15 protein-coding genes are annotated in these 21,662 nt (G+C 37.8%); all 15 read left to right on the forward strand.

Features of this window, described 5'->3' with window-relative positions:
* Nucleotides 1-50 precede the first annotated feature (50 nt).
* The 15 genes from LUD75_RS09990 to fabF all read left to right on the forward strand — a co-directional run bounded on the left by LUD75_RS09990 (nucleotide 51) and on the right by fabF (nucleotide 21,639).
* Nucleotides 51-3,245: an efflux RND transporter permease subunit gene (locus LUD75_RS09990; protein ID WP_232705524.1), complete on the forward strand. Its 3,195-nt coding sequence runs from the start codon at nucleotides 51-53 to the stop codon at nucleotides 3,243-3,245.
* Complete coding sequence (locus tag LUD75_RS09995; RefSeq protein WP_232705525.1) at nucleotides 3,223-4,668, forward strand: TolC family protein; 1,446 nt, start codon at nucleotides 3,223-3,225, stop codon at nucleotides 4,666-4,668. The genes LUD75_RS09990 and LUD75_RS09995 overlap by 23 nt, the downstream gene beginning before the upstream one ends.
* Before the next feature lie 147 nt (nucleotides 4,669-4,815).
* On the forward strand, nucleotides 4,816-6,255 hold the full coding sequence (locus LUD75_RS10000) for a helix-turn-helix transcriptional regulator (RefSeq protein WP_232705526.1): 1,440 nt from the start codon (nucleotides 4,816-4,818) through the stop codon (nucleotides 6,253-6,255).
* A complete protein-coding gene (locus LUD75_RS10005) occupies nucleotides 6,248-7,351 on the forward strand; it encodes a tetratricopeptide repeat protein (RefSeq protein WP_232705527.1) in 1,104 nt (367 codons plus the stop codon). Before LUD75_RS10000 ends, LUD75_RS10005 begins: the two co-directional genes overlap by 8 nt.
* Nucleotides 7,352-7,506: 155 nt before the next feature.
* The gene (locus tag LUD75_RS10010) at nucleotides 7,507-9,165 is read left to right on the forward strand and encodes an ELWxxDGT repeat protein (RefSeq protein WP_232705528.1); all 1,659 of its coding nucleotides are present in this window, start codon (nucleotides 7,507-7,509) and stop codon (nucleotides 9,163-9,165) included.
* A gap of 259 nt (nucleotides 9,166-9,424) precedes the next feature.
* Nucleotides 9,425-10,942, forward strand: coding sequence for a helix-turn-helix domain-containing protein (locus LUD75_RS10015; RefSeq protein WP_232705529.1), 1,518 nt, complete (start codon nucleotides 9,425-9,427; stop codon nucleotides 10,940-10,942).
* 11 nt (nucleotides 10,943-10,953) lie between these two features.
* Complete coding sequence (locus tag LUD75_RS10020) at nucleotides 10,954-12,093, forward strand: hypothetical protein (RefSeq protein ID WP_232705530.1); 1,140 nt, start codon at nucleotides 10,954-10,956, stop codon at nucleotides 12,091-12,093.
* 152 nt (nucleotides 12,094-12,245) lie between these two features.
* A complete protein-coding gene (locus tag LUD75_RS10025; protein ID WP_232705531.1) occupies nucleotides 12,246-13,109 on the forward strand; it encodes a T9SS type A sorting domain-containing protein in 864 nt (287 codons plus the stop codon).
* An 8-nt stretch (nucleotides 13,110-13,117) separates the two neighbouring features.
* The gene (locus tag LUD75_RS10030) at nucleotides 13,118-16,276 is read left to right on the forward strand and encodes a GEVED domain-containing protein (protein ID WP_232705532.1); all 3,159 of its coding nucleotides are present in this window, start codon (nucleotides 13,118-13,120) and stop codon (nucleotides 16,274-16,276) included.
* 137 nt (nucleotides 16,277-16,413) lie between these two features.
* On the forward strand, nucleotides 16,414-17,007 hold the full coding sequence (locus LUD75_RS10035; RefSeq protein ID WP_232705533.1) for a TetR/AcrR family transcriptional regulator: 594 nt from the start codon (nucleotides 16,414-16,416) through the stop codon (nucleotides 17,005-17,007).
* 44 nt (nucleotides 17,008-17,051) lie between these two features.
* Entirely contained in the window at nucleotides 17,052-18,053 is a 1,002-nt protein-coding gene (locus LUD75_RS10040) for an NADP-dependent oxidoreductase (RefSeq protein ID WP_232705534.1), read from the forward strand.
* A gap of 13 nt (nucleotides 18,054-18,066) precedes the next feature.
* Nucleotides 18,067-18,828 carry an SDR family NAD(P)-dependent oxidoreductase gene (locus LUD75_RS10045; RefSeq protein ID WP_232705535.1) on the forward strand — a complete coding sequence of 254 codons (762 nt, stop codon included), beginning with the start codon at nucleotides 18,067-18,069 and terminating at the stop codon, nucleotides 18,826-18,828.
* A gap of 246 nt (nucleotides 18,829-19,074) precedes the next feature.
* Nucleotides 19,075-19,785, forward strand: coding sequence for a hypothetical protein (locus LUD75_RS10050; protein WP_232705536.1), 711 nt, complete (start codon nucleotides 19,075-19,077; stop codon nucleotides 19,783-19,785).
* 59 nt (nucleotides 19,786-19,844) lie between these two features.
* Entirely contained in the window at nucleotides 19,845-20,285 is a 441-nt protein-coding gene (locus LUD75_RS10055; RefSeq protein ID WP_232705537.1) for a PaaI family thioesterase, read from the forward strand.
* A gap of 118 nt (nucleotides 20,286-20,403) precedes the next feature.
* Nucleotides 20,404-21,639 (forward strand): beta-ketoacyl-ACP synthase II, encoded by a 1,236-nt coding sequence (gene fabF, locus LUD75_RS10060; protein WP_232705538.1) that lies wholly within the window; start codon nucleotides 20,404-20,406, stop codon nucleotides 21,637-21,639.
* Nucleotides 21,640-21,662: the final 23 nt, after the last annotated feature.

A 21,662-nucleotide genomic window follows, 5' to 3' on the forward strand; every position in this document is an offset into this window, starting at 1 on the left:
TGTCTATAATCTATTTGTCTCTAATCTATTATCTAAAAAAATAATTCTTTATGTTTAAGAAATTCATTCGCAGACCAGTTCTGTCAATCGTGATCTCTTTGATCATCGTATTTTTAGGGATTTTATCTTTGGTAAAATTACCTGTGACCCAGTTCCCGTCGATCTCTCCGCCAAAAGTAAACATCACGGCAGAATATCCGGGCGCAAACAACGAATTGCTCATCAAATCCGTGGTAATCCCTATGGAAAGAGCGCTCAACGGAATTCCTGGAATGAAATATATGACTTCCGACGCCGGAAATGACGGTGAAGCGTCTATCCAAGTGGTTTTCGATCTTGGAACAGACCCGAATGTTGCCGCCATCAACGTTCAGAATCATATCTCTTCCGCCATTAATAAATTGCCGCCATTGGTAGTTCGTGAAGGTGTAAAAATCACCCGTGAGGAACCGAATATGCTAATGTATATCAACCTTTACAGTGATGATCCGAAAGCAAATCAGAAATTTCTTTTCAACTTTGCAGACATCAATTTACTTTCTGAACTAAAAAGAGTAAAAGGTGTGGGTGAAGCTGATATCCTCGGAACTCGTGAATATGCGATGCGCGTCTGGCTGAAACCCGATAGAATGACGGCTTACAATATCTCGGCTGATGAAGTGATGGAAGCTTTGAATTCTCAAAGTTTGGAAGCTTCGCCAGGAAAAACAGGTGAAAGTTCCGGAAAACGTTCTCAGTCCTTTGAATATATCTTGAAATATCCAGGCCGTTACAGCAATGAAAAAGATTACGGAAACATCATTCTAAAATCCAATCCGAATGGCGAATTTGTAAGACTGAAAGACGTTGCGGATGTGGAATTCGGAAGTTCAATGTATGACATCTACTCTACTTTGAACGGAAAACCTTCTGCTGCGGTCACCATTAAACAATCTTACGGTTCCAATGCCAGCGATGTTATCAAAAATGTAAAATCATTAATGGCTGACCTCGAAAAAAATAATTTTCCGAAAGGAATGCATTACGAGATCAGTTATGACGTTTCCCGATTTTTGGATGCTTCAATAGAAAAGGTAATTCATACATTATTCGAAGCCTTTATTTTGGTTGCCATTGTAGTTTTCCTTTTCTTGGGCGACTGGCGTTCAACATTGATTCCGACCATTGCGGTTCCGGTTTCATTAATAGGAACATTTGCCATAATGTCAGCATTTGGAATTACATTAAATCTAATTTCACTCTTTGCTTTGGTAATGGCAATCGGGATTGTGGTCGATGATGCGATTGTAGTGATAGAAGCCGTTCACGCCAAGATGGAGGAAAAACATCTCTCACCGCTCAAGGCAACTGAAGAAGCGATGCACGAGATCAGCGGGGCAATTATTGCGATCACTTTGGTAATGGCTTCGGTTTTCATTCCGGTGGCGTTTATGTCCGGTCCGGTTGGGGTTTTCTATCGTCAGTTTTCTATTACGATGGTTTCATCCATCATTTTATCAGGCGTTGTCGCTTTGACTTTGACACCGGCTTTATGTGCATTAATCCTGAAAAATAACCACGGAAAAGAGAAAAAAACAACACCGGTTACCAGATTTTTGGATGGCTTCAACAATATCTTTACTGTTGGTGCCAACAAATATCATGGCTTGCTCAATAAAGTAGTGACCAGAAAAATGGTAACGCTGCCTTTGCTTGTTCTTTTCTGTATCGGAACTTTTTTCCTGAGTAATAAATTACCGACAGGATTTATCCCAAGTGAAGATCAGGGAATGATTTACGCGATTATCCAAACACCTCCGGGATCAACTTTGGAAAGAACAAATCAGATCGCATTGCAGCTGCAGAAAGCTTCTGAAGATATTGATGGCGTTTCATCCGTTTCATCATTAGCCGGTTACGAAATTTTGACAGAAGGAACCGGATCTAACTCAGGAACTTGTCTGATTAATCTAAAAGGTTGGGACGAAAGAAAGGAATCCGCAACAGAAATCATTGAACAATTAGAACAAAAAGCAAAAGAAATTCCAGGTGCCAACATCGAATTCTTCCAACCACCATCCATTCCCGGTTATGGAGCCGCGGGTGGTTTTGAACTTCGACTTTTGGATAAAGCCGGAAGCGGTGATTATCACAAAATGGAAACTGTGAGTAATGATTTTGTGAAAGAACTGAAAAAACGTCCGGAATTAGGATCAGCTTTCTCATTCTACTCTGCAAGTTTCCCTCAATATATGTTGAAAATTGATAATGATCTGGCTGAACAAAAAGGAGTTACGATTGAAAAAGCGATGGATAATCTTTCCACTTTGATCGGTTCCAATTACGAAACAAGTTTCATCCGTTTCGACAGACCTTATAAGGTGATTGTTCAGGCAAGTCCGCAATATCGAGCTTTGCCAAGCGACATTCTGAAGCTTTATGTTAAAAATGATAAAGACCAGATGGTTCCTTACTCAGATTTTATGCATCTTGAAAAAGTGTATGGATTATCCGAAATCACGAGACACAATATGTACAATTCTTCCGAAGTCAGCGGAACACCGGCGCCAGGCTACAGTTCTGGTGATGCGATCAAAGCAATTCAAGAAGTTGCGGACAAAACGTTGCCAAGAGGTTTTGGAATCGATTGGGCGGGAATTTCCAAAGATGAAGTTTCCAGAGGAAATGAGGCTATTTACATTTTCCTTGTTTGTCTTGGATTTGTTTATCTGATTCTTTCTGCTCAATATGAAAGTTTCATTCTGCCTTTGCCAATTATTTTATCCTTACCAACAGGAATTTTCGGAGCGTTTTTATGTCTTGATCTTTTTGGATTGGAAAATAATATCTACGCTCAGGTGGCGATGGTAATGCTCATCGGATTACTCGGGAAAAATGCCGTATTGATCGTCGAATTTGCAGTCCAGAAAAAAGCAGAAGAAGGACTTTCGACAAAAGAAGCAGCTTTGCAAGGTGCATCTTTGAGATTCCGTCCGATTTTGATGACCTCTTTTGCATTCATCGCAGGATTGATTCCACTGGCTTTAGCAAATGGACCAGGCGCGGTTGGAAACAGAACAATCGGAACTGCCGCGGCTGGCGGAATGTTGATCGGAACTATTTTCGGATTGATGATCATTCCTGGATTGTATTACATTTTCGCCAACATTGCCGCGAAGTCCAAACTTACTTATTACGAAGAGGAAAATCCTCTGACAGAAAACACTGAACCTTACCAACACGATGGAAAATTTGAAGACAAATAAAAATATTATAGCAATTGCATCTATTTCATTAATGTTAATTGGATGTAAAGCGCCGATGGCAACGAAAATTCAGGATCAGGTAAAAGAAACGATTCCTCAGAATTTTGACAATCAAAATGTTGCTGAAAACAATTCCGGAATCACACCTTGGAAACAGTTTTTTACAGATCCGAATCTCGTCAACCTAATCGACGAAGCCCTGAAAAACAATCAGGAATTGATGATTACACTTCAGCAAATCGAAATTGCAAAAAGCGATGTGCTGTACAAAAACGGAAAACTGAGTCCGACAGTCGCTGCAAAATTGGGCGCAGGCGTAGAAAAAGTCGGGAGATACACGAGTACGGGCGCCGGTGATGCTTCGACAGAAATAACCGACGGAAAGGAAGTTCCCGAAAACTTAGGAAATTTCGAAGGTGGATTGGTAGCGAATTGGGAAATTGATATCTGGGGCAAACTCAGAACTGAGAAAAAAGCCGCCGTTGCACATTATCTATCAACAGTGGAAGGCAAAAATTTCGTGTTGTCAAGTTTAATTGCAGAAGTTGCGGACAATTATTATGAATTATTGTCGCTTGACAATCAGCTTGATATTATTCATCAATATATGGATTTGCAGAAAAAAGCACTTGAAGTGGCGAAAATCCAGAAAGAAGCGATGGCGACTACGGAATTGGCTGTTAAAAAATTCGAGGCTGAACTGGCAAAATCCAGTGCGACAGAATATGATCTGAAACAGCAGATTACGGAAAAAGAAAACGAGATCAACGCCTTATTGGGACGTTATCCGCAGCCGATTGCACGAACTAAGGAAAGTTTTATGTCCATCGTTCCGCAAACGGTTTACACAGGAATTCCGTCTCAGTTACTGGCAAATCGTCCCGACATCAAACAAGCAGAACTAGAGTTACAATCTGCAAAACTGGATGTAGAATCTGCGAGAAAAGAATTCTACCCAAGTCTGGAAATCAATGCGGCTCTTGGTTTGGAAGCTTTCAATCCTTCCTATTTGTTGAAAATGCCGGAATCGATTGCTTACAGTATGATTGGCGAATTGGCCGGACCGTTGATTAATAAGTCCGCCATTCAGGCAAATTTTAAAACCGCTGATGCAAAACAGATTCAGGCGTTGTACGAATACGACAAAACCATTTTGAGCGCTTATATCGATGTTGCCAATCAAATGTCGAAGATCAAAAACCTCGATAAATACTACGAATTGAAGGCTCAGGAATCCAAAGCATTGGATGATGGAATCGGCATTGCGAATCAATTATTCAGAAACTCTCGAGCCGATTATCTTGAAGTTTTGATGAATCAGCGTGACGCGCTGGATGCCAAAATGGAACTCATCGAAGCAAAAGAAAGACAGCTGAGTACGGTTGTCAATATTTACAAAAGCTTAGGCGGTGGCTGGAAGTAACAAACACACTAACTAATTATATTTGGAATGCTTTCGGAATTTTTTCGGGAGCATTTTTTATGATTTCTCAAAATTTTCACTAGATGACTTAATAGAAATACATTGTCTGAAAATTTACATAACTTTACGTGTTGCAACCCTATCCAATTGAAGCCTACTTTAATATTTTTTATATTTTTCAGCCTACTTATCAAATCGCAAAATACGCGGGACGCTGAATCCTTGTTTGCCGAATCCAAAGCTCTGCTTTATAAAAAGCCAAAAGAGTCGGGCGTTATTGCTCAGTTCCTTTTGAAAAACAGTTCGACTGATAAAGAGAAGTTACAAGCCTTAATTCTACTGACAGAAAGTAACTTACTCGCAGGCGATTACAATTCCGCAACTGAAAAACTATTCCAATCTTTGGAGCTTTCAAAAAAAATTGGTGATCCAAAAAATGATATTAAAATAAACAGTTTACTGAACAGGCTTTGCAATGAATTAGAAATTGAATCTTCTCAGCTTTATCTGATCAAGGATGAAATGACGCTAATTTATTATGACAAAGCAATTCAATCTTATTCTCAATCAAATTGGAAACAGACAATCAAATATCTTAAAAGCTCAGAAAAGCAAAAGAGCAATCAGGAATTGATGAATTTTTATTATGCTCTTTCCTACTGCAATATTGGAAAAAATGATTCTGCTCAATATTTCGCAAAAAAAATTAGAAATATTGAACCCTATTATTTTTATACACTTTCGAAGATTAGGTTTATGGAAAAAGATTTTAGCCAGTCAAATGAAGAAATTAATCATTTAAAACCGATTGAAAGTAACGTTCAGGATCTTTGGCTTAAAGGCGAGATTTATAAATTAGCGGCTGAGAATTACAAAAAATCAAAAGATTGGAATCAATATCGCGATTATTACAAGCTTCAGATTGCATTACAGGATTCATTGAATTCAGTTAAGGAAAGTGCCAGAATTTCTTTTCTTAGCAAGATAGATCATAAGCAAGACGAGATTTTAGAAGCAAAATCAAATTATCAAAAGAATATCATTTACCTGATATTAATCGCAATATTCGCTGTATTGATCATCGCTTATTTCTTGAACCGAAAACTCGAGCAGAAAAAAATCAATGTCGAAAAAGCATTAATGGATTCCGAAGAGAGGCTAAGATTTATTAATGAAAATAAAATCCCTGAAAGTGGAGGGAAAATTGTAATTCCGGACAAGACAATTCGATTTCTTTTGGAAAAACTGGAACTTTTTGAACGGAATGAAGAATATACCGATTCTTCAATCTCATTAAATCAACTGGCGGAAAACCTCAACACAAATACCAAATATCTTTCTGAGATTATCAATACGCATAAAAATAAAAACTTTCATTCTTACATTAATGAACTCAGAATCAATTACATCATCAATAAATTAAAAAATAATCCGGTTTATCTGAAATATAAAGTCAGTCATCTGGCGGAAGAAGCCGGTTTTTCTTCGCACAGTTTATTTTCGACGGTTTTCAAACAGGTTACGGGAAATTCACCGGCTTCTTACATCAAATTAATTATAAAAAAAGAGTCAGATGAGAATGCTTAGATTTTTTATAGTTATTATTTTAACGGTTTTCGGGCAATTATTTTTTGCTCAGAATAATAAGAAAATAGACAGTCTGATAGGTGTTGCCAATACTTTTATGTTCAAAAATCCACAGAAAACCATTCAGATTGGAGAAGAACTTTTAAAGAAAAAAGATATTTCGGATTCTTACAGGATCTCTTCAAACATTTTAATAGCGAACGGTTATGCGGCTATGAATGATTATAAAAAATCCATCGATTTTGCTTTGAAGGCGAATGAACTGTCAGAAAAAATAAAAGATAATGCCAATCAGATCAGAACTTTGGGACTCATTGGCAATCAATACACCCGAATTGAAATGCGGGAAGAAGCCTGGAAATATCTGGACAAAGCAGACAAACTGACCCAAACTGTTTATCTGCCGGATTCTATGAAGTATCTGATTGGGAACATCAATCTTCTGAAAGGTTTTCTCTACAAACGAAGCCTGGATTGTGGTTATGCTATCAAACATTTTGATAAAGCGATTGCGGCATTTAAAAAAGATAAAAAAGGTTTTGCGGTTGCGAATCTGGGACAGGCTTACAATCAAAAAGGTTATTGCTACTTGTCGATAAATAAAGATTCTGCAGAAGTCAGCTTTAAAAACGGACTCGCAGATGCACAAAAAAATGGTGCAAAATCTTTGGAATGCAATGCATTAGTCGGACTTTCTGAGATAGAAACCGGCAAATCGAATTTCAAGACAGCCAACGACACTTTATTTCATGCTTTGAAGCTTGCAAAAGAGGTAAATCAAACCGAAATGGAAACCCGCATTTATAAACTTTTGTCTAATAATTTTATAGCAATTGGAGATTTCGAAAACCATTTATATTACGAAAAGCTGCACGAACTGACGCAGTCAAAATTTGATTTGGAAAACATCAAATCGGTTAATGAACTTATCAAAAAACGCAATGAATACAAACAGAAAATTTTTGAGGCTAAACAAGATCGATTTAACACTATCATCTTCATACTTTCAGGTATTTTAATTATAATAATTGGTTTGTTTGGATATTTCTTTGTGAAAAAATCAAAAATAACAGATAAAAGCACTCACAGTAAATAATTCTTAACGTAAAATTAATTTATTTTAAATACCACATAATCAATTAATTAAAAATTTAAAACTTTCATATTCTTGAAATTTCACATATCTAAAAGTGTAGTGCTATTCTTTATCGGATTTACGCTCTACTTTTACTCAAAAGAAATTATTTAGATATGAGAAACAGATTTATTTTAGCGGCGCTATTGGTTTCCTTTATGGAAATCAGTGCGCAGACCACACCAGTTTTTACAATGTTGAAAGACATCAATCCTTCCGGTGATTCTATGCCGACGGACTTGATTAATTATAATTCAAAGATATTTTTCACGGCCGATGATGGCGTGAATGGTAGAGAACTTTGGATCACAGACGGAACCGAAACAAAACTTCTGAAAGACATCTATCCCGGAGAAAACGGTTCCGACATTTCCAATTTTAAAATATTCAACGGAAAACTATTATTTACTGCAACGGATGAAGCCAACGGAAACGAACTTTGGACTTCCGACGGAACTGCAGCAGGAACAAAAATCGTAAAAGATATGTTCCCCGGAAGCGGCGGATCGTACGCTTTCGAGTTTATCGAATTCCAAAATGCTTTGTACTTCAGATCCGAAGACGGCGTGCACGGTACAGAGCTTTGGAAAACAGACGGAACTGAAGCGGGAACTGTAATGATTGGCGATTTAAGAGCGGGAGAATTCGGTTCCAACCCATCGAATTTTGCAGTGCTTAATAATAAACTTTACTTCAGTGCTATTGATGGATTTGATTATGACAATGGTGATAAAGGACTTGAACTTTGGGTTTCCGACGGAACTTCCGCTGGAACTCATATCGTAAAAGACATCAATCCTATTGAGAGTTCCGGACCTTCCAGCTTGACTACTTTCGGTAACAAAATCTATTTCAGTGCAGATGACGGAACCAATGGAAACGAAATCTGGGCAACAGACGGAACCGAAGCAGGGACATATATGGTAAAAGATATTGCTACTTCAGGAAACGGAAATTCATTGGCTGGCAATTTCATTGTGTTCAATAACAAATTACTTTTTACGGCTTACAGTGCTGAAGCCGGAAGGGAAATGTGGACAACAGACGGAACAGAAGCAGGAACTCATATTTTGAAAGATGTGAAACCGGGAATAGCTGGTGCTGTTATTCCACAATTCAGGACTTTCATCTATAAAGACAAGTTACTGTTTACTTTAGACGACGGTACGCACGGTGCAGAGATCTGGGCGACAGATGGAACCACAGCGGGAACGCATTTATATCTGGATGTTTTCCCTGGACCAGACGGTTCTATGAATCCAAATCAGGCGGCAATGACATTCGCTGAAGTGAATGGTGCTTTATATTTTAGAGGGCTTGATAACTTCGACGAGTATTACCAATTATGGAAATCTGACGGAACTGCTGCTGGCACAAAAAAGCTAATGCCGGATCCTACAACGCCATATAATTTTGCATTGGCACAGATTCCTGGTTTTACAGCATTAGGCAACAAACTTTATTTCAGAGCGCAGTATAACGACAGCGGCTACGAATTGTGGAGTGTAACAGCAGATGCAGCAATGGCTGTGACCGATTTTAATAAAACCAAATTCAGTGTTTACCCAAATCCAGCTTCAGATGTGGTTAATATTTCCGGAGATTCAAACATATCTTCTGTCCAGATTTATGATCTTACCGGAAAAGTTATAAGTAATCAAATTTCGGATTCGAAACAATTACAACTTAATGTTTCCGATTTACAGAAAGGCAATTACATTATTAAAGTTTTATCAGACGGTAAATCTTCATCTTATAAAATTATCAAAAAGTAAAATTTTTCAATTATTTAATTTAAGCCCGGGAATTTTGATTTCCGGGTTTTCTTTGAACGATACTTATTTTTTGGTTGGTTTAAAGCAAAGTTTCAGTTTTAACAAAAAAGCAAATCGTATTAAACGAAATTAGCCAGAGAATTAACATAAAGACGAATTGGAAATGCGCTTTTAATATTAATAAATAACGCCAATTTTTTTGGATCATTTTGTTTGTTACTAAAACTTAACCCTTCTAAAAAAGCGAATTTTTGAAAATTTGACTAAATTTACATACTGCAACCCTATCAGATTGAAGCCAAGTATTATCTTATTTATCATTTTCAGCATATTTATCAGAGCGCAGAATACGCAGGATGCAGAATCTTTGTCGCCAGAATCCAGAGGTTTGCTAAATAGAGAATCGAAAATCCTGATGATCTCTGATAATTATCTTAATCAAAATCTTTACAAAGAAGCAATGAAGCCTCTTTTTCAGGCAAAAAAAATGTCTGAAACTTCACAATCTGAGAACTTCAAAGCTTACACTTATATCTTGCTCGCCAACTTTTACAGAGGTTTGGAACTGAATAAAAAAGCGTCAGAAAACATAGAAATGGCAATGAATCCTTTGTCTGCGATAACCGATTCAGAACAACAAAATTACACCGAAGCCAGATTTCAATTGGAAAAAGGCTTGTTGAATTTCGCAATATCAAAAGATGAAGAAGGAAAAAATAATTTATGGAAAAGCAGCGCAAAATTTCAACAGATTGACGATCAAAAAACGGCTTCAAGATCTTTGCAATTGATTTATTCAAAATTGGGAGATTTTTATTTGGCTAAAAATGAACTGGATTCTGCAAAACATTATTTCAATCAGAATTTAAAATTATCCGGTCAATTTCCAGCTTTTAAAGATTTGGAGTTAAGGGCGAAAAATGGATTAAGCAGCTATTATCTGCAAAAGAAACGGACTGACAGCGCTTTGTATTTTGTCTCTGGACTTGCTAAAGTTTTGCCAAAAGTCAAAAATCTCCTGCTGAAAAAAGATGTTTACAGAAATCTCGCACAGGTTCACTATTCTGCCAATGATCTGGAAAATTATAAAATCTTCAATGAGCAATATTTGAAATTAAATGATTCCATCTACGAATTAAACCAAGATACAAGGGTGCTTTTGGCAAATGAGGCAGACAGTCTGGATGTAGAAAATCATGATTCCAATCAATCATTATTGTGGGTATTGATCATTTTGGGTGTTGCGTTGGCAGGATTGGCTTTGGCTTATGCGAATCACATTAAGGTAAAGAAAGAATATGCTCAGTTTCAGAAAATCATGCAGAATCTGAATGAGACAGATAATTTAAAATCAATTGAAATTCAGGAAGTTAATCCAGATAACCTCTATATTATTTCGGAAAAGACAGAACAGATCATTTTGGATAAACTTAAAAAATTCGAAGAAGGCGAGAAATACATCAATCCGAAAGTTTCCTTACAATTTTTGGCAAAAAACCTGGATACCAATACAAAATATCTGTCGGAGATTATTAATAAAAAGAAAGGTCAGAATTTTAATAATTACATCAACGACTTAAGAATTCATTACATCATCCGAAAATTAAAATCGGAACCCAAATACCAGAATTACAAAGTCAGTTCGCTTGCAGAAGAGTGCGGATTCAATTCGAGGAATACTTTTACATTGGCTTTTAAAAATACTTTAGGCATTTCGCCTACAAATTTTATAACTTTCATCAAAAAAGAAAATTCAGTACACAACTCCATAGTTTAGCTTGTCAGAAAATGTTTTATCCATCTAAATTTACTTTTATCTCCCTTATTTTTCTGCTTTTTGGAATCGGCCAAACTGCAAAAGGACAAGATGGACCGGCAGCAAAATTGACCAAAGCTAATAAAATCATTTATTCCGATCCCGAAAAATCAATATTACTTGCAAAAGAAGTTTACAAAAACTCGCCTGAAAATTCAAACCTTCAACTTTCTTCTCTGATAATTTTAGGAACAGCTTACAGTGAAAAATTTGACATCCAAAAATCTATAGAATCGCTGCTGAAAGCTCAGAAAATGGCAGAAATTAAGAACGATTATGTCAACGAAGTCCGTGCGTTATCGCTTTTGGGTTATCAATACCAGATTTTGCAGATCAACGACAAAACACACAGCTATCTGGATCAGGCTGAGGCAATTATCAATCAACACGCCTTGCCGGATTCTCTGCAGTATTTGCGCGGAAATAATTATTCCATCAAGGCAATGATCTATCAGGAAACCTTGGATTGCGATTATTCAATTGAGTATTTTAACAAGGCGATCAACGTTTACAATAAGCTTAAAAATAATGATGTTGCCAAAACCAATCTTTGTATTGCGCATCTTCACAAATCGCTTTGTTTTATAGAAAATAAAAACGCAGACTCAGCAAAAATATCGCTCCTGAAAAGTGATGCGATCATAAAACAAATCCCATTGGCTGATGACATCGAAATTTCTCAGCAAATTGCCTGGGCAAAATATCATACACTTAATAAAAACTATAAAACATCTATTGATATTCTCAATAAAATTTTAGAAAAAGCGACAAAAATGTCTCAGTCGGGTTTGGATGTGGAAGTTTACCAACTGCTTTCTCAGAATTATCTAGCAGTCAATGATATTCCGAAATACAATCATTACAGCAATTTATATACTGAAACCAAAAAAAAATATTCTGAGGCAGAAAAAAATTCGATCACACATATCATCAACAAACCAACCGAAAATTCCAGTTCGGAAAGGTTCACTTTTTCAGAAAAGAAAATCTATATCATTCTTATCTTTTTAGTATTAATTATAAGTTTTATTTTATTTTTCACGGTAAAATCTTATAAATTAAAGAACAAAATGAAAGATTTGAAATCAAATCAGGATTCTGAGTCCAAATAATGGATGTTTTACATAAACATCTGATTATCATTAATTTGTAAAATAAAACCTTGCTCAAAATCTTGAAATTTTCAGGTATTCATCACAGTAAAGACTTCTTTTAGTGCTTATTTTGTTATAGTTTCGACTATCAAAATTTAAAAAAAGTAGATATGAAGAATTTTTTTACGCCCTTAATTTTTTTGGGAATTTGTGGACTTGGGAGAGCACAGATTACAGTGTCCCATTCTCAGATTCCATTTAATCCCCACTTTAGTTCGTCTGCATCCTGCAATATCAATGGAAATGCCTATTCACTGGAAAACCGCGTGAGTCGTAGTTTTTTCTTAAATGATTATGACATCCAAAATGATTTCCAGGTTCACAAAGTAAGTTTTGCAATTCAAAATGTTTTGAATCTGCCACCAGACGGCTTTCCGGTCACACTTAATATTTACACATCCGAAGGCGCCTATCCCACAGGACAACTGACGCTGAAAGCTACCAGAGTTGTTGTTGTAACACAATCAGATACGCATACCATAGATGTCGATTTGGAAACATTAATTCCTGCCGGTTCCGAGGTGGTGATGGAAATCCATTACGATGGAGAACCGCTAGGTTCGGCATTGTGGGTAGGCGCAAATGGTTTTACGGACGATGCGCCATCTTATATACAATCTGATGCATGCGGCATTTTTGAAGCGACTGAAGTAGGTGAGATAGGACAGATTGACAATTCGAGATTCATTATGAGTATCGAAGGAGAAGACACTGTTTTAGGAAATGTTGAAGTCATTAATTCTTCAAAAGTAGTCATTTACCCAAATCCTGTTAAAGATAGTTTTAGTTTAAAATTAGATAATGCAAGCAAAATAACTCAGATTGAATTGTTTGATTTAACCGGAAAGAGCATTAAAACTTTTGGTAATAAAACAACTGATTTGAATATTTCACATCTTCTGAAAGGAACTTATCTATTGAAAATTCAGACGTTTAACGGAAAATCGTTCACTAAAAAATTAATCAAAAACTAAGAAAAAAAATGAAAAAATTATATACATTCTTTACACTTTTAATTTTAATTAATTTTTCCTTCGCACAAAACACAATTGTGCTATGGAACTTTGAAAATGGAAACGCATCACCCAGCGAAGGCATAGGTGTTGAAGAAAAAATTGGAGGCACACAGGGAAATGGCAGCCTTGAGTTCTTTGATGGCACACACACCATTCACACATTTCCGGAACAAGGTATAAACTCGGGAACGGCAGGCGTGCAGTTCTCTACTTCGATTGCCGGATATTCTGACATCAAATTTACCATTGACATTGACGGTACAAATGGTTCATCGAAGTTTTTTGAAATTCAGTCTTCTATAGATTCAGGAGCAACGTGGCAGGTGGTAGCAAAACCGCACCATACGACGCTGCAAAACGAAATTGAAACTTTTGGACCTTATTCCGTTTCGGGGACAGAAGGCGCTTCAAACTTAAAAATTAGAATCGTTACGGTTTTTGAAGAAGGAAACAGCAACTATAGTCCTGTGGATAGTGAATCAACTTATTCAGTCTGGGACACTTACAGTTTTGATAATGTTTTGATTACCGGAGCTGGTGCCGGAGCGGACGTTTATTGTAGCTACACTGCAGCTACGGTGACACCGATGACGTTTGTAGATGTGGCAGGAATCAGCAATACAACTTCTGCAAACTCAACCGAAGCTCACGAATTGTTCTTGGATAAAATAGGAACTACAGTGCACGGACAAGAGCATATCATCAAATTGTCTGTCAATACAGGCGGCGATTTTGAAAGCTTCTTCACTGTCTTCATTGACTGGAATAAAAACGGAATTTTGACAGATGACGGTGAAAAATATGAAGTTGGAAGCCTTCAGAATTCTAATGGATCTGACGGTCAGCTTTGGGGTTCATTTGTGGTTCCTATGAATGTGACATTTGGCCCGACCCGAATGAGAATCATCAGCAACAGAGGAAGCTATGCTGCAGATCCTTGTGGCAGCTACGATTTTGGACAGGCAGAAGATTATACCTTCTCCGTGATTCCTGTTCCGGATGATTACTGTACTTACACCGCAGAAACTGTTTTGCCTATTACCAACGTAAAATTTGCAGGAATTAATAACACCACTGAAATCCCCTCTATCCTATCTCAGGAATATTTCTTAGATAAAGAAGCACAGCTAAAAAGAGGTCAGACTTATAATCTAACCGTAGAAGGTGATACTGGGGGCAATTATACAGATTATTATTCATTATTTGTTGACTGGAACAAAAATGATGTTCTGGATAATGCAGGAGAAATGTATGAACTGGGAACCATTTCAAATTCTACAGGAACAGACAATAAAGAACTTGTTTTCCCATTTGTAGTGGCAAACAATGCACCTTTGGGCGACACGCGTCTGCGTATCATCAAAAACCGAGGCAGTTATGCAACGAATCCTTGTGGAGAACACGAATTTGGGCAAGCTGAAGATTATACCTTGAACGTCAGCAATCCAACACCAACAGATGATGGTTACTGCGGACCGCTTTCCTATGATTATGGTACAGAACCAATTACTTATGTGAATTTTGCAGGAATAGACAACCGTACTTCTGCATCGAAATCTTCACCGGATCACGAATATTTCTTAGAAATGAAAGCCACTGTAGACAAAGGTGAAGAATATGAAATCACTCTTGAAGGAAATACAGATGGAGGCTGGGCAAACTCGCTTACTGTTTTTATTGATTTAAATCACAATGGAAATCTGAATGATCCGGGAGAACGTTTCGAAATCGGAACAATAGAAGATACTACAGGAGAAGATGGAAATCAGCTGGTTAGAAATATTTTAATTCCAAATCACGCCCTGTCAGGTGAAACCAGAATGAGAATCATGAAAAGCAGCGGCGACGGTTTTTATGCCGAAGATCCTTGTAACTCCGATAACTGGGGTGGAAGTGACGAAAACGGACAAGCAGAGGATTACACCATCATCATCAATTCTGATTGTGTAGCACCATCATTGACCATCGCAACAACTTCAACCCAAACATGTGAAGGAACAGCAGCAGTCTTGACAGCACAAACCAGCGGCGGACAAGTATTCTGGTTCACATCAGAAACTGCAACTACGCCAATTGGCTCAGGACTAAATTTCACAACACCAAAACTTTCTGAAAGCACTTCTTTCTGGGCAGAGGCAACAAGCGGACAATTCTTAACAGGCGCAAGACCAGCACCTCAGTCTTTGGGCGCAGCTCAAATTAGCCAGAACACAAAACCTTGGGGATTGGTTTTTAACACCAACGAAATCATCACATTAAATTCAGTAGACGTTTACATTGCTGATACACAAGGCGGACCAATCACCGTAAAACTTGTCAATGAAAACTGGGATGAAGTTTACAGCAAAACCCTGACATTGCCTGCAGGAAATGCAGTTAATCCTGTACGTTTTGAAATCCCGCTTGGTTTTATAATCCCTGCTGGTGACAACTACAGATTGGTAATGGAATCCAGCCCGTCATTAGTAAGAGAATTAGCTACGCAACACACAGGTTTCCCTTATGCATTAGGAAATGTGGGACAAATCACAGGAGGTACCATCAACAATGGTGGAGCCAATTCCAACTATTATTTCTTCTACAACTGGAAGTTCAACACTGGCGACAGCGAATGTAAATCGGAAAGAGTTAAGGTTGATGTAACAATCATTCCTGCTCCGGATGCACCAATGGGTGAAGCAACACAGTATTTCACTCTAGGAGAGACTATAGCAAACTTAGAAGTTACCGGAACCAGCCTGACTTGGTACGCCAACCAAAACGAAACCGTAATTCCTGCAACTACACCATTGGTAAATGGCACGACTTATTATGTAAGCCAAAACAACGGTCAATGTGAAAGTGAACTTCTGTCAATTACAGTTTACACACAATTAGGTGTTTCGGATATCAGTAAGGCAGAATTCACTTATTATCCAAATCCGGTGAAAGATGTGTTAAACATTTCAGGGAAATCAAACCTTTCCAAAGTGGAGATCTTTGAGTTATCCGGCAAGAAAATTCTTTCTCAGGATGCTAAAGCTAAAAATGTACAGCTGAATTTATCGACTTACACAAGCGGCGTTTACATCTTGAAAGTGACTTCAGATAAAACCACGGAAACATTCAAAATAATCAAAAAATAAGAATTTTTTCATTTTATTAAGTTTAAACCCGGCGATTTCGATTGTCGGGTTTTTTTTAATGATTTAAATTAAATTTTAATAAATATACCGATTGGTATTTAAATTGTATATCTTTGCAAAGTCAATTCAGTTACAAAATGTCAAAAGCAGAAAAAACCAGACAGTTCATCATCGAAAGTACAGCAGAACTTTTCAACAAGAAAGGTTATGCAGGAACGTCTCTGGCTCATATTTCTGAAGCTACAGGATTGACGAAAGGCAGCATCTATGGTAATTTTGCAAACAAAGATGAAGTCGCAAAAGAAGTTTTTCTCTACAATGCAAAACGCCTCTCAGCAGCGCTTGACAGTCGTTTGCAACCAGAAATGACCAGCCGAGAAAAGTTGATTGCCATTCTGGATTATTACAAAAATTCGTGGGACAGCAATTTTTCCCGAGGTGGCTGCCCACTAATGAACACGGCTGTCGAAGCCGACGACACAATGCCTTTCCTTAAAAATGAAGTTGCAAAAAGCTTCGCCGGATGGTCAGAAAAAATTGCAAGAATTTTGGAAGAAGGAAAATCCAAGGATGAAATTATCGACTCCATAAATTCGGCAGATTATGCCAATTTATTTATAATGCTCATAGAAGGCGGAATCTTACTTTCGAAAACTACAAACAGTCAAAATCATCTAAACAACGCTTTGGAAAGAATCATTAAAATCATCGATACAGAATTAGTCAGATAAAAAAATTTATACAGAAATATACCGATTGGTATTAAATAAATACTATGAAAGCATTCACAATAAAACATTACAGTAAAACCGATCAGCTCGAACTCACGGAAGTTCCAAAGCCAAAAATCAAAGAAAATGAAGTTCTGGTAGAGATCTACTCAGCAAGTGTCAATCAATTGGACAGCAAACTGAAAAATGGCGAATTCAAGCTGTTGCTACCTTACAAGTTCCCTTTGATATTAGGACACGACGTCGCAGGAATTGTTGTAACGGTTGGCTCAAACGTAAAAAATTTCAAAGTTGGTGATGAGATTTTCTCTCGCGTTCCCGACTTCCAAATTGGGACATTTGCAGAATTCATCGCCATTGATGAGAACTTTGTGGCTCCAAAACCAAAGAATATTTCGATGGAAGAAGCCGCTTCTATTCCACTTGTTGGTTTGACGGTTTGGCAGGCATTTATTGAAAAAGCTAATCTCAAGAAAGGACAAAAAGTGTTTATCCAAGCTGGGTCAGGTGGCGTTGGAACTTTTGCGATCCAATTGGCAAAACATTTGGGTGCTTTTGTAGCAACAACGACGAGTGAAAAGAATTTTGAATTAGTAAAACAACTCGGAGCCGACGTTGTCATCGATTATAAAACACAGGATTTCGAAAACACTCTTACCGATTACGATCTGGTGCTTAACAGCCAAGACCAAAAAACATTAGAAAAATCGCTTAGAATATTAAAATCAGGAGCAAAATTGATTTCAATCTCAGGACCGCCGGATAAAGATTTTGCTAAAGAAATCGGACTGAACTTCTTAATGAAATTGGCAATCTCCCTTTTAAGTTTCAAAACTAAAAAACTAGCGAAAAAGCAAAACATCAATTATTCCTTTCTTTTTATGCAAGCCAATGGAAATCAACTCACACAAATTTCAAAACTCATAGAATCCGGAATCATCAAACCAATCATAGACAAAATATTTCCTTTCGAACAGACCAACGACGCAATCAATTATGTGGAAAGTGGCAAAGCAAAAGGAAAAATCATTATTAAAATCAAATAACAAAATCATCATTATGAACACAACCAACAACACCATCCTCATCACCGGCGGAAGCGCAGGAATCGGATTCGAAATCGCAAAATTATTGTCTGAAAAAGGCAACAACGTTATCATCACCGGAAGAAATGAAGAACGCTTAAACCAAGCCGCTTCAAAACTTAATAATGTAAAAACAATGGTTTCCGACGTGTCAAATCCGGAAGATGTGGCGCAGTTAGTCAAACAAATCAACACAGATTTCCCTCAACTGAACATGGTCATCAACAATGCCGGACGTGCCTCGGTCTACAATCTAATCGCAGAAAATGCCAACGCCTTTGAAAAAGCGGAAGACGAAATGCTGACCAATTACTTGTCAATCATCAGACTTAATGAGAAACTTTTACCTTTACTGAAAAAGCAGGAAAACCCAGCCATCGTGAATGTTTCCTCCATTGTAGCTTTCGTTCCAAGCGGTCTGGCAAGCTATTCCGCAAGCAAAGCAGCACTGCATTCTTACACCCAATATCTTCGTTTGGCTTTGAGCAAAGAAACCAATGTCAAAGTTTTTGAATTGATGCCACCATTGGTAGACACCGAATTCTCTGCACCAATTGGAGGTAAAGCAGGATTATCACCAACTTTGGTTGCTGAGGAACTGGTTTCTGCTTTAGAAAAAGACACCTTCGAAATCCGCGTTGGGCAGACAGAAGATATGTACAGATTATATTTATCATCACCAGAAGAAGCTCTGAAATTGATGAACCACGTAGGAATCGAAGAAATCGTTTCGTAAATCAAAACAATTATTTGGGCAGCTATTTCCGTCCTCCGTTCCCGCTATTTTTTGCCTCAACGATTACCTTTTAATTGTACGTTAATAATCCGCAAAAAATGAGCTCCACTCAGGCCGGGCTGCGGTTTTGACATAAAAACAATATACCAAATAAAAACACTATTTTGCCATTCCGTAGAAAGTCAGATGAACCAGATTCCTGATGAATCACGAACTGACCGCTAAATTGTATTTAAAATCAACTTTATGATATCCAATTTACCACCATACATCTTAGTAACTTTCGGACTTACAACGATTGCGACGTTGTTATTATTTATTGGGATCATAAAAAATTCCAGCCTGGAAATAATCCGGAAAAAGTCAGGTTTAATTACAGTTGGATTAGTTGTTTGGTTACTTCTGCAAGCGGTTTTAACATTAAATAATATCTACAATACCCATCTGCAGTCGCTGCCACCAAAGATAATGCTATTGGGAATCTTGCCTCCGATTTTGATCATCACGCTATTATTTGCAACTTCAAAACAAAGACGGTTCACAGACAGTCTGCCGCTTAAAAACATTACTTATCTTAATATAGTAAGAATTCCTGTGGAGATAGTTCTCTTCTGGCTTTTCATCAACAAAGCTATTCCGGAATTAATGACTTTTGAAGGCAGAAACTACGATATTCTTGCCGGGATTTCCGCGCCTGTAATAGCTTATTTAGTTTTCACAAAGAAGAAATTAAGCCGGAACGTATTATTGATTTGGAACTTCATCTGTCTTGGACTTTTGCTGAATATCGTCGTTAATGCTCTGCTTTCCGCACCTTCTCCTTTACAGAAATTTGCTTTTGAACAACCAAATATTGCCATTTTAAATTTCCCTTTCAGCTGGCTTCCGACTTTTATAGTTCCGGTTGTACTGTTCGGACATTTAGTTTCAATCCGACAATTATTGAGGAATAATTAAATAGTTTAAATCTAAAACCTAAATTCTGCCACCTGGAATCTAAAACCTAACACCTACCAATGAATCCATTAGAACATATGAAAACCCTCATCGGGAAAGAATTCGCAGATTCGCCGTCGCCCTTTATGCGCTGGCTGAAACCGACTGTAATCTCTGTCGAAAAAGGACATCTGGAATTCCAGTACACGATCCGCCGGGAATGGCTGAATCCTATTGGGAATCTGCACGGCGGCGTGACTGCAGCGATTATCGATGACGTTTTAGGAGCGACAATGTTCTCTTTGAACGAGCCAACTTTTTATACAACCATCAATAATGTCATTGACTATTTTGGAATTGCGAAAGAAGGTGAAAATATCATTGCGGAAACACACATCACGAAATTGGGTAAACAGTTTGTCAATGCTACCTGCGAAATCTGGAATGCCGAAAAAACAAGATTGATCGCCAAAGGAACATCCAATCTATTTAAAACCGAAATTAGGAAATCAAATGCCTAAATTTGGAGATTCTTATTCCTAACATAATATTTAAGGAATAAAGATAATGGCAGAAACCTGAGAACATATCTTCTTCGATCAAATCTGCCTACAATATTTAAAATTTAAAATTAAATCAATGAAACGAGTTGTAATTACCGGAATGGGAGCTGTAACGCCTTTGGGAAATGATGTCGAAACCTTTTGGAAAAACAGTTTAGCGGGAGAAAGCGGCGCTGCAACCATCACGCACTTCGATCCGGAAAAATTCAAAGTGCAGTTTGCGGCTGAGGTCAAAAACTTTACACCAGACAAATATCTGGATCGCAACGAAATCAAACGAAGCGACCTTTTTACACAATTCGCAATCTACGCTTCTGCTGAAGCAATGGAAGATTCGGGTTTGGACTTAGCGAGCATCGACCCTTTTGACATTGGCGTCATTTGGGGAACAGGACAAGGCGGAATGCAAACTTTTGAAGATGATGTCGTTGCCTTTGCTACTGGCGATGGAACACCAAGATTCAGTCCGTTCTTTGTACCGAAACTGATTGCGAATATGGCTTCCGGAATGATCTCGATGAAATATGGTTTACGTGGAATCAATTACACGACGGTTTCTGCTTGTGCGACAGCAAATACTGCGTTTATGGATGCCTTCAATTACATCCGTTGGGGAAAAGCGAAAATCATTGTGAGCGGTGGTTCGGAAGCGCCTATCACTCAGGCTTCTGTAGGCGGATTTTCGTCAATGAAAGCTATGTCTACAAGAAATGACGATCCAAAAGCAGCAAGCAGACCTTATGATGTGGAACGTGACGGATTCATAATGGGAGAAGGTGCCGGCGCATTGGTTTTGGAAGAATATGAACACGCCAAAGCAAGAGGTGCAAAAATCTACGCAGAACTGATAGGTGCTGCAATGACCGCCGACGCTTACCATATGACCGCGCCGCATCCGGAAGGAATTGGTGCTGCAAAATCTATGGAACTGGCTTTGGAAGATGCAAACATCACTTTCGATCAAGTCGATTATCTGAATCCACACGCCACTTCTACGCCACTTGGAGACTTGGCAGAACTGAATGCCGTTACCAAAGTTTTCAAAGGAAGTCCGAATCTGGATATCAGCGCAACCAAATCTATGACGGGACATTTGCTGGGAGCAGCCGGCGCGGTTGAAGCGATATTGTGTATCAAAGCGATTCAGAACAGCATTATTCCACCGACGATTAATATTTTAAATCTTGATGAGAATATTCCGGAAGGGATTAATATCGTGACTGAACCTAAGGAAAAAGAAATCAACATTGCGATGAGTAATGCTTTTGGTTTTGGAGGACATAACTCGACGGTTATATTTAGGAAGATTTAAAATAAACCACATAGACACATAGA

It is taken from the genome of Epilithonimonas sp. JDS, from assembly GCF_021261315.1.
GTDB lineage: Bacteria > Bacteroidota > Bacteroidia > Flavobacteriales > Weeksellaceae > Epilithonimonas.

What these genes read in the sequence shown, in the direction of transcription:
- LUD75_RS09990 (WP_232705524.1), top strand. Translation starts at nt 51, where the DNA reads ATGTTTAAGAAATTCATTCGCAGACCAGTTCTGTCAATCGTGATCTCT.
- LUD75_RS09995 (WP_232705525.1), top strand. Translation starts at nt 3,223, where the DNA reads ATGGAAAATTTGAAGACAAATAAAAATATTATAGCAATTGCATCTATT.
- LUD75_RS10005 (WP_232705527.1), top strand. Translation starts at nt 6,248, where the DNA reads ATGCTTAGATTTTTTATAGTTATTATTTTAACGGTTTTCGGGCAATTA.
- LUD75_RS10010 (WP_232705528.1), top strand. Translation starts at nt 7,507, where the DNA reads ATGAGAAACAGATTTATTTTAGCGGCGCTATTGGTTTCCTTTATGGAA.
- LUD75_RS10020 (WP_232705530.1), top strand. Translation starts at nt 10,954, where the DNA reads ATGTTTTATCCATCTAAATTTACTTTTATCTCCCTTATTTTTCTGCTT.
- LUD75_RS10025 (WP_232705531.1), top strand. Translation starts at nt 12,246, where the DNA reads ATGAAGAATTTTTTTACGCCCTTAATTTTTTTGGGAATTTGTGGACTT.
- LUD75_RS10030 (WP_232705532.1), top strand. Translation starts at nt 13,118, where the DNA reads ATGAAAAAATTATATACATTCTTTACACTTTTAATTTTAATTAATTTT.
- LUD75_RS10035 (WP_232705533.1), top strand. Translation starts at nt 16,414, where the DNA reads ATGTCAAAAGCAGAAAAAACCAGACAGTTCATCATCGAAAGTACAGCA.
- LUD75_RS10040 (WP_232705534.1), top strand. Translation starts at nt 17,052, where the DNA reads ATGAAAGCATTCACAATAAAACATTACAGTAAAACCGATCAGCTCGAA.
- LUD75_RS10045 (WP_232705535.1), top strand. Translation starts at nt 18,067, where the DNA reads ATGAACACAACCAACAACACCATCCTCATCACCGGCGGAAGCGCAGGA.
- LUD75_RS10050 (WP_232705536.1), top strand. Translation starts at nt 19,075, where the DNA reads ATGATATCCAATTTACCACCATACATCTTAGTAACTTTCGGACTTACA.
- LUD75_RS10055 (WP_232705537.1), top strand. Translation starts at nt 19,845, where the DNA reads ATGAATCCATTAGAACATATGAAAACCCTCATCGGGAAAGAATTCGCA.
- fabF (WP_232705538.1), top strand. Translation starts at nt 20,404, where the DNA reads ATGAAACGAGTTGTAATTACCGGAATGGGAGCTGTAACGCCTTTGGGA.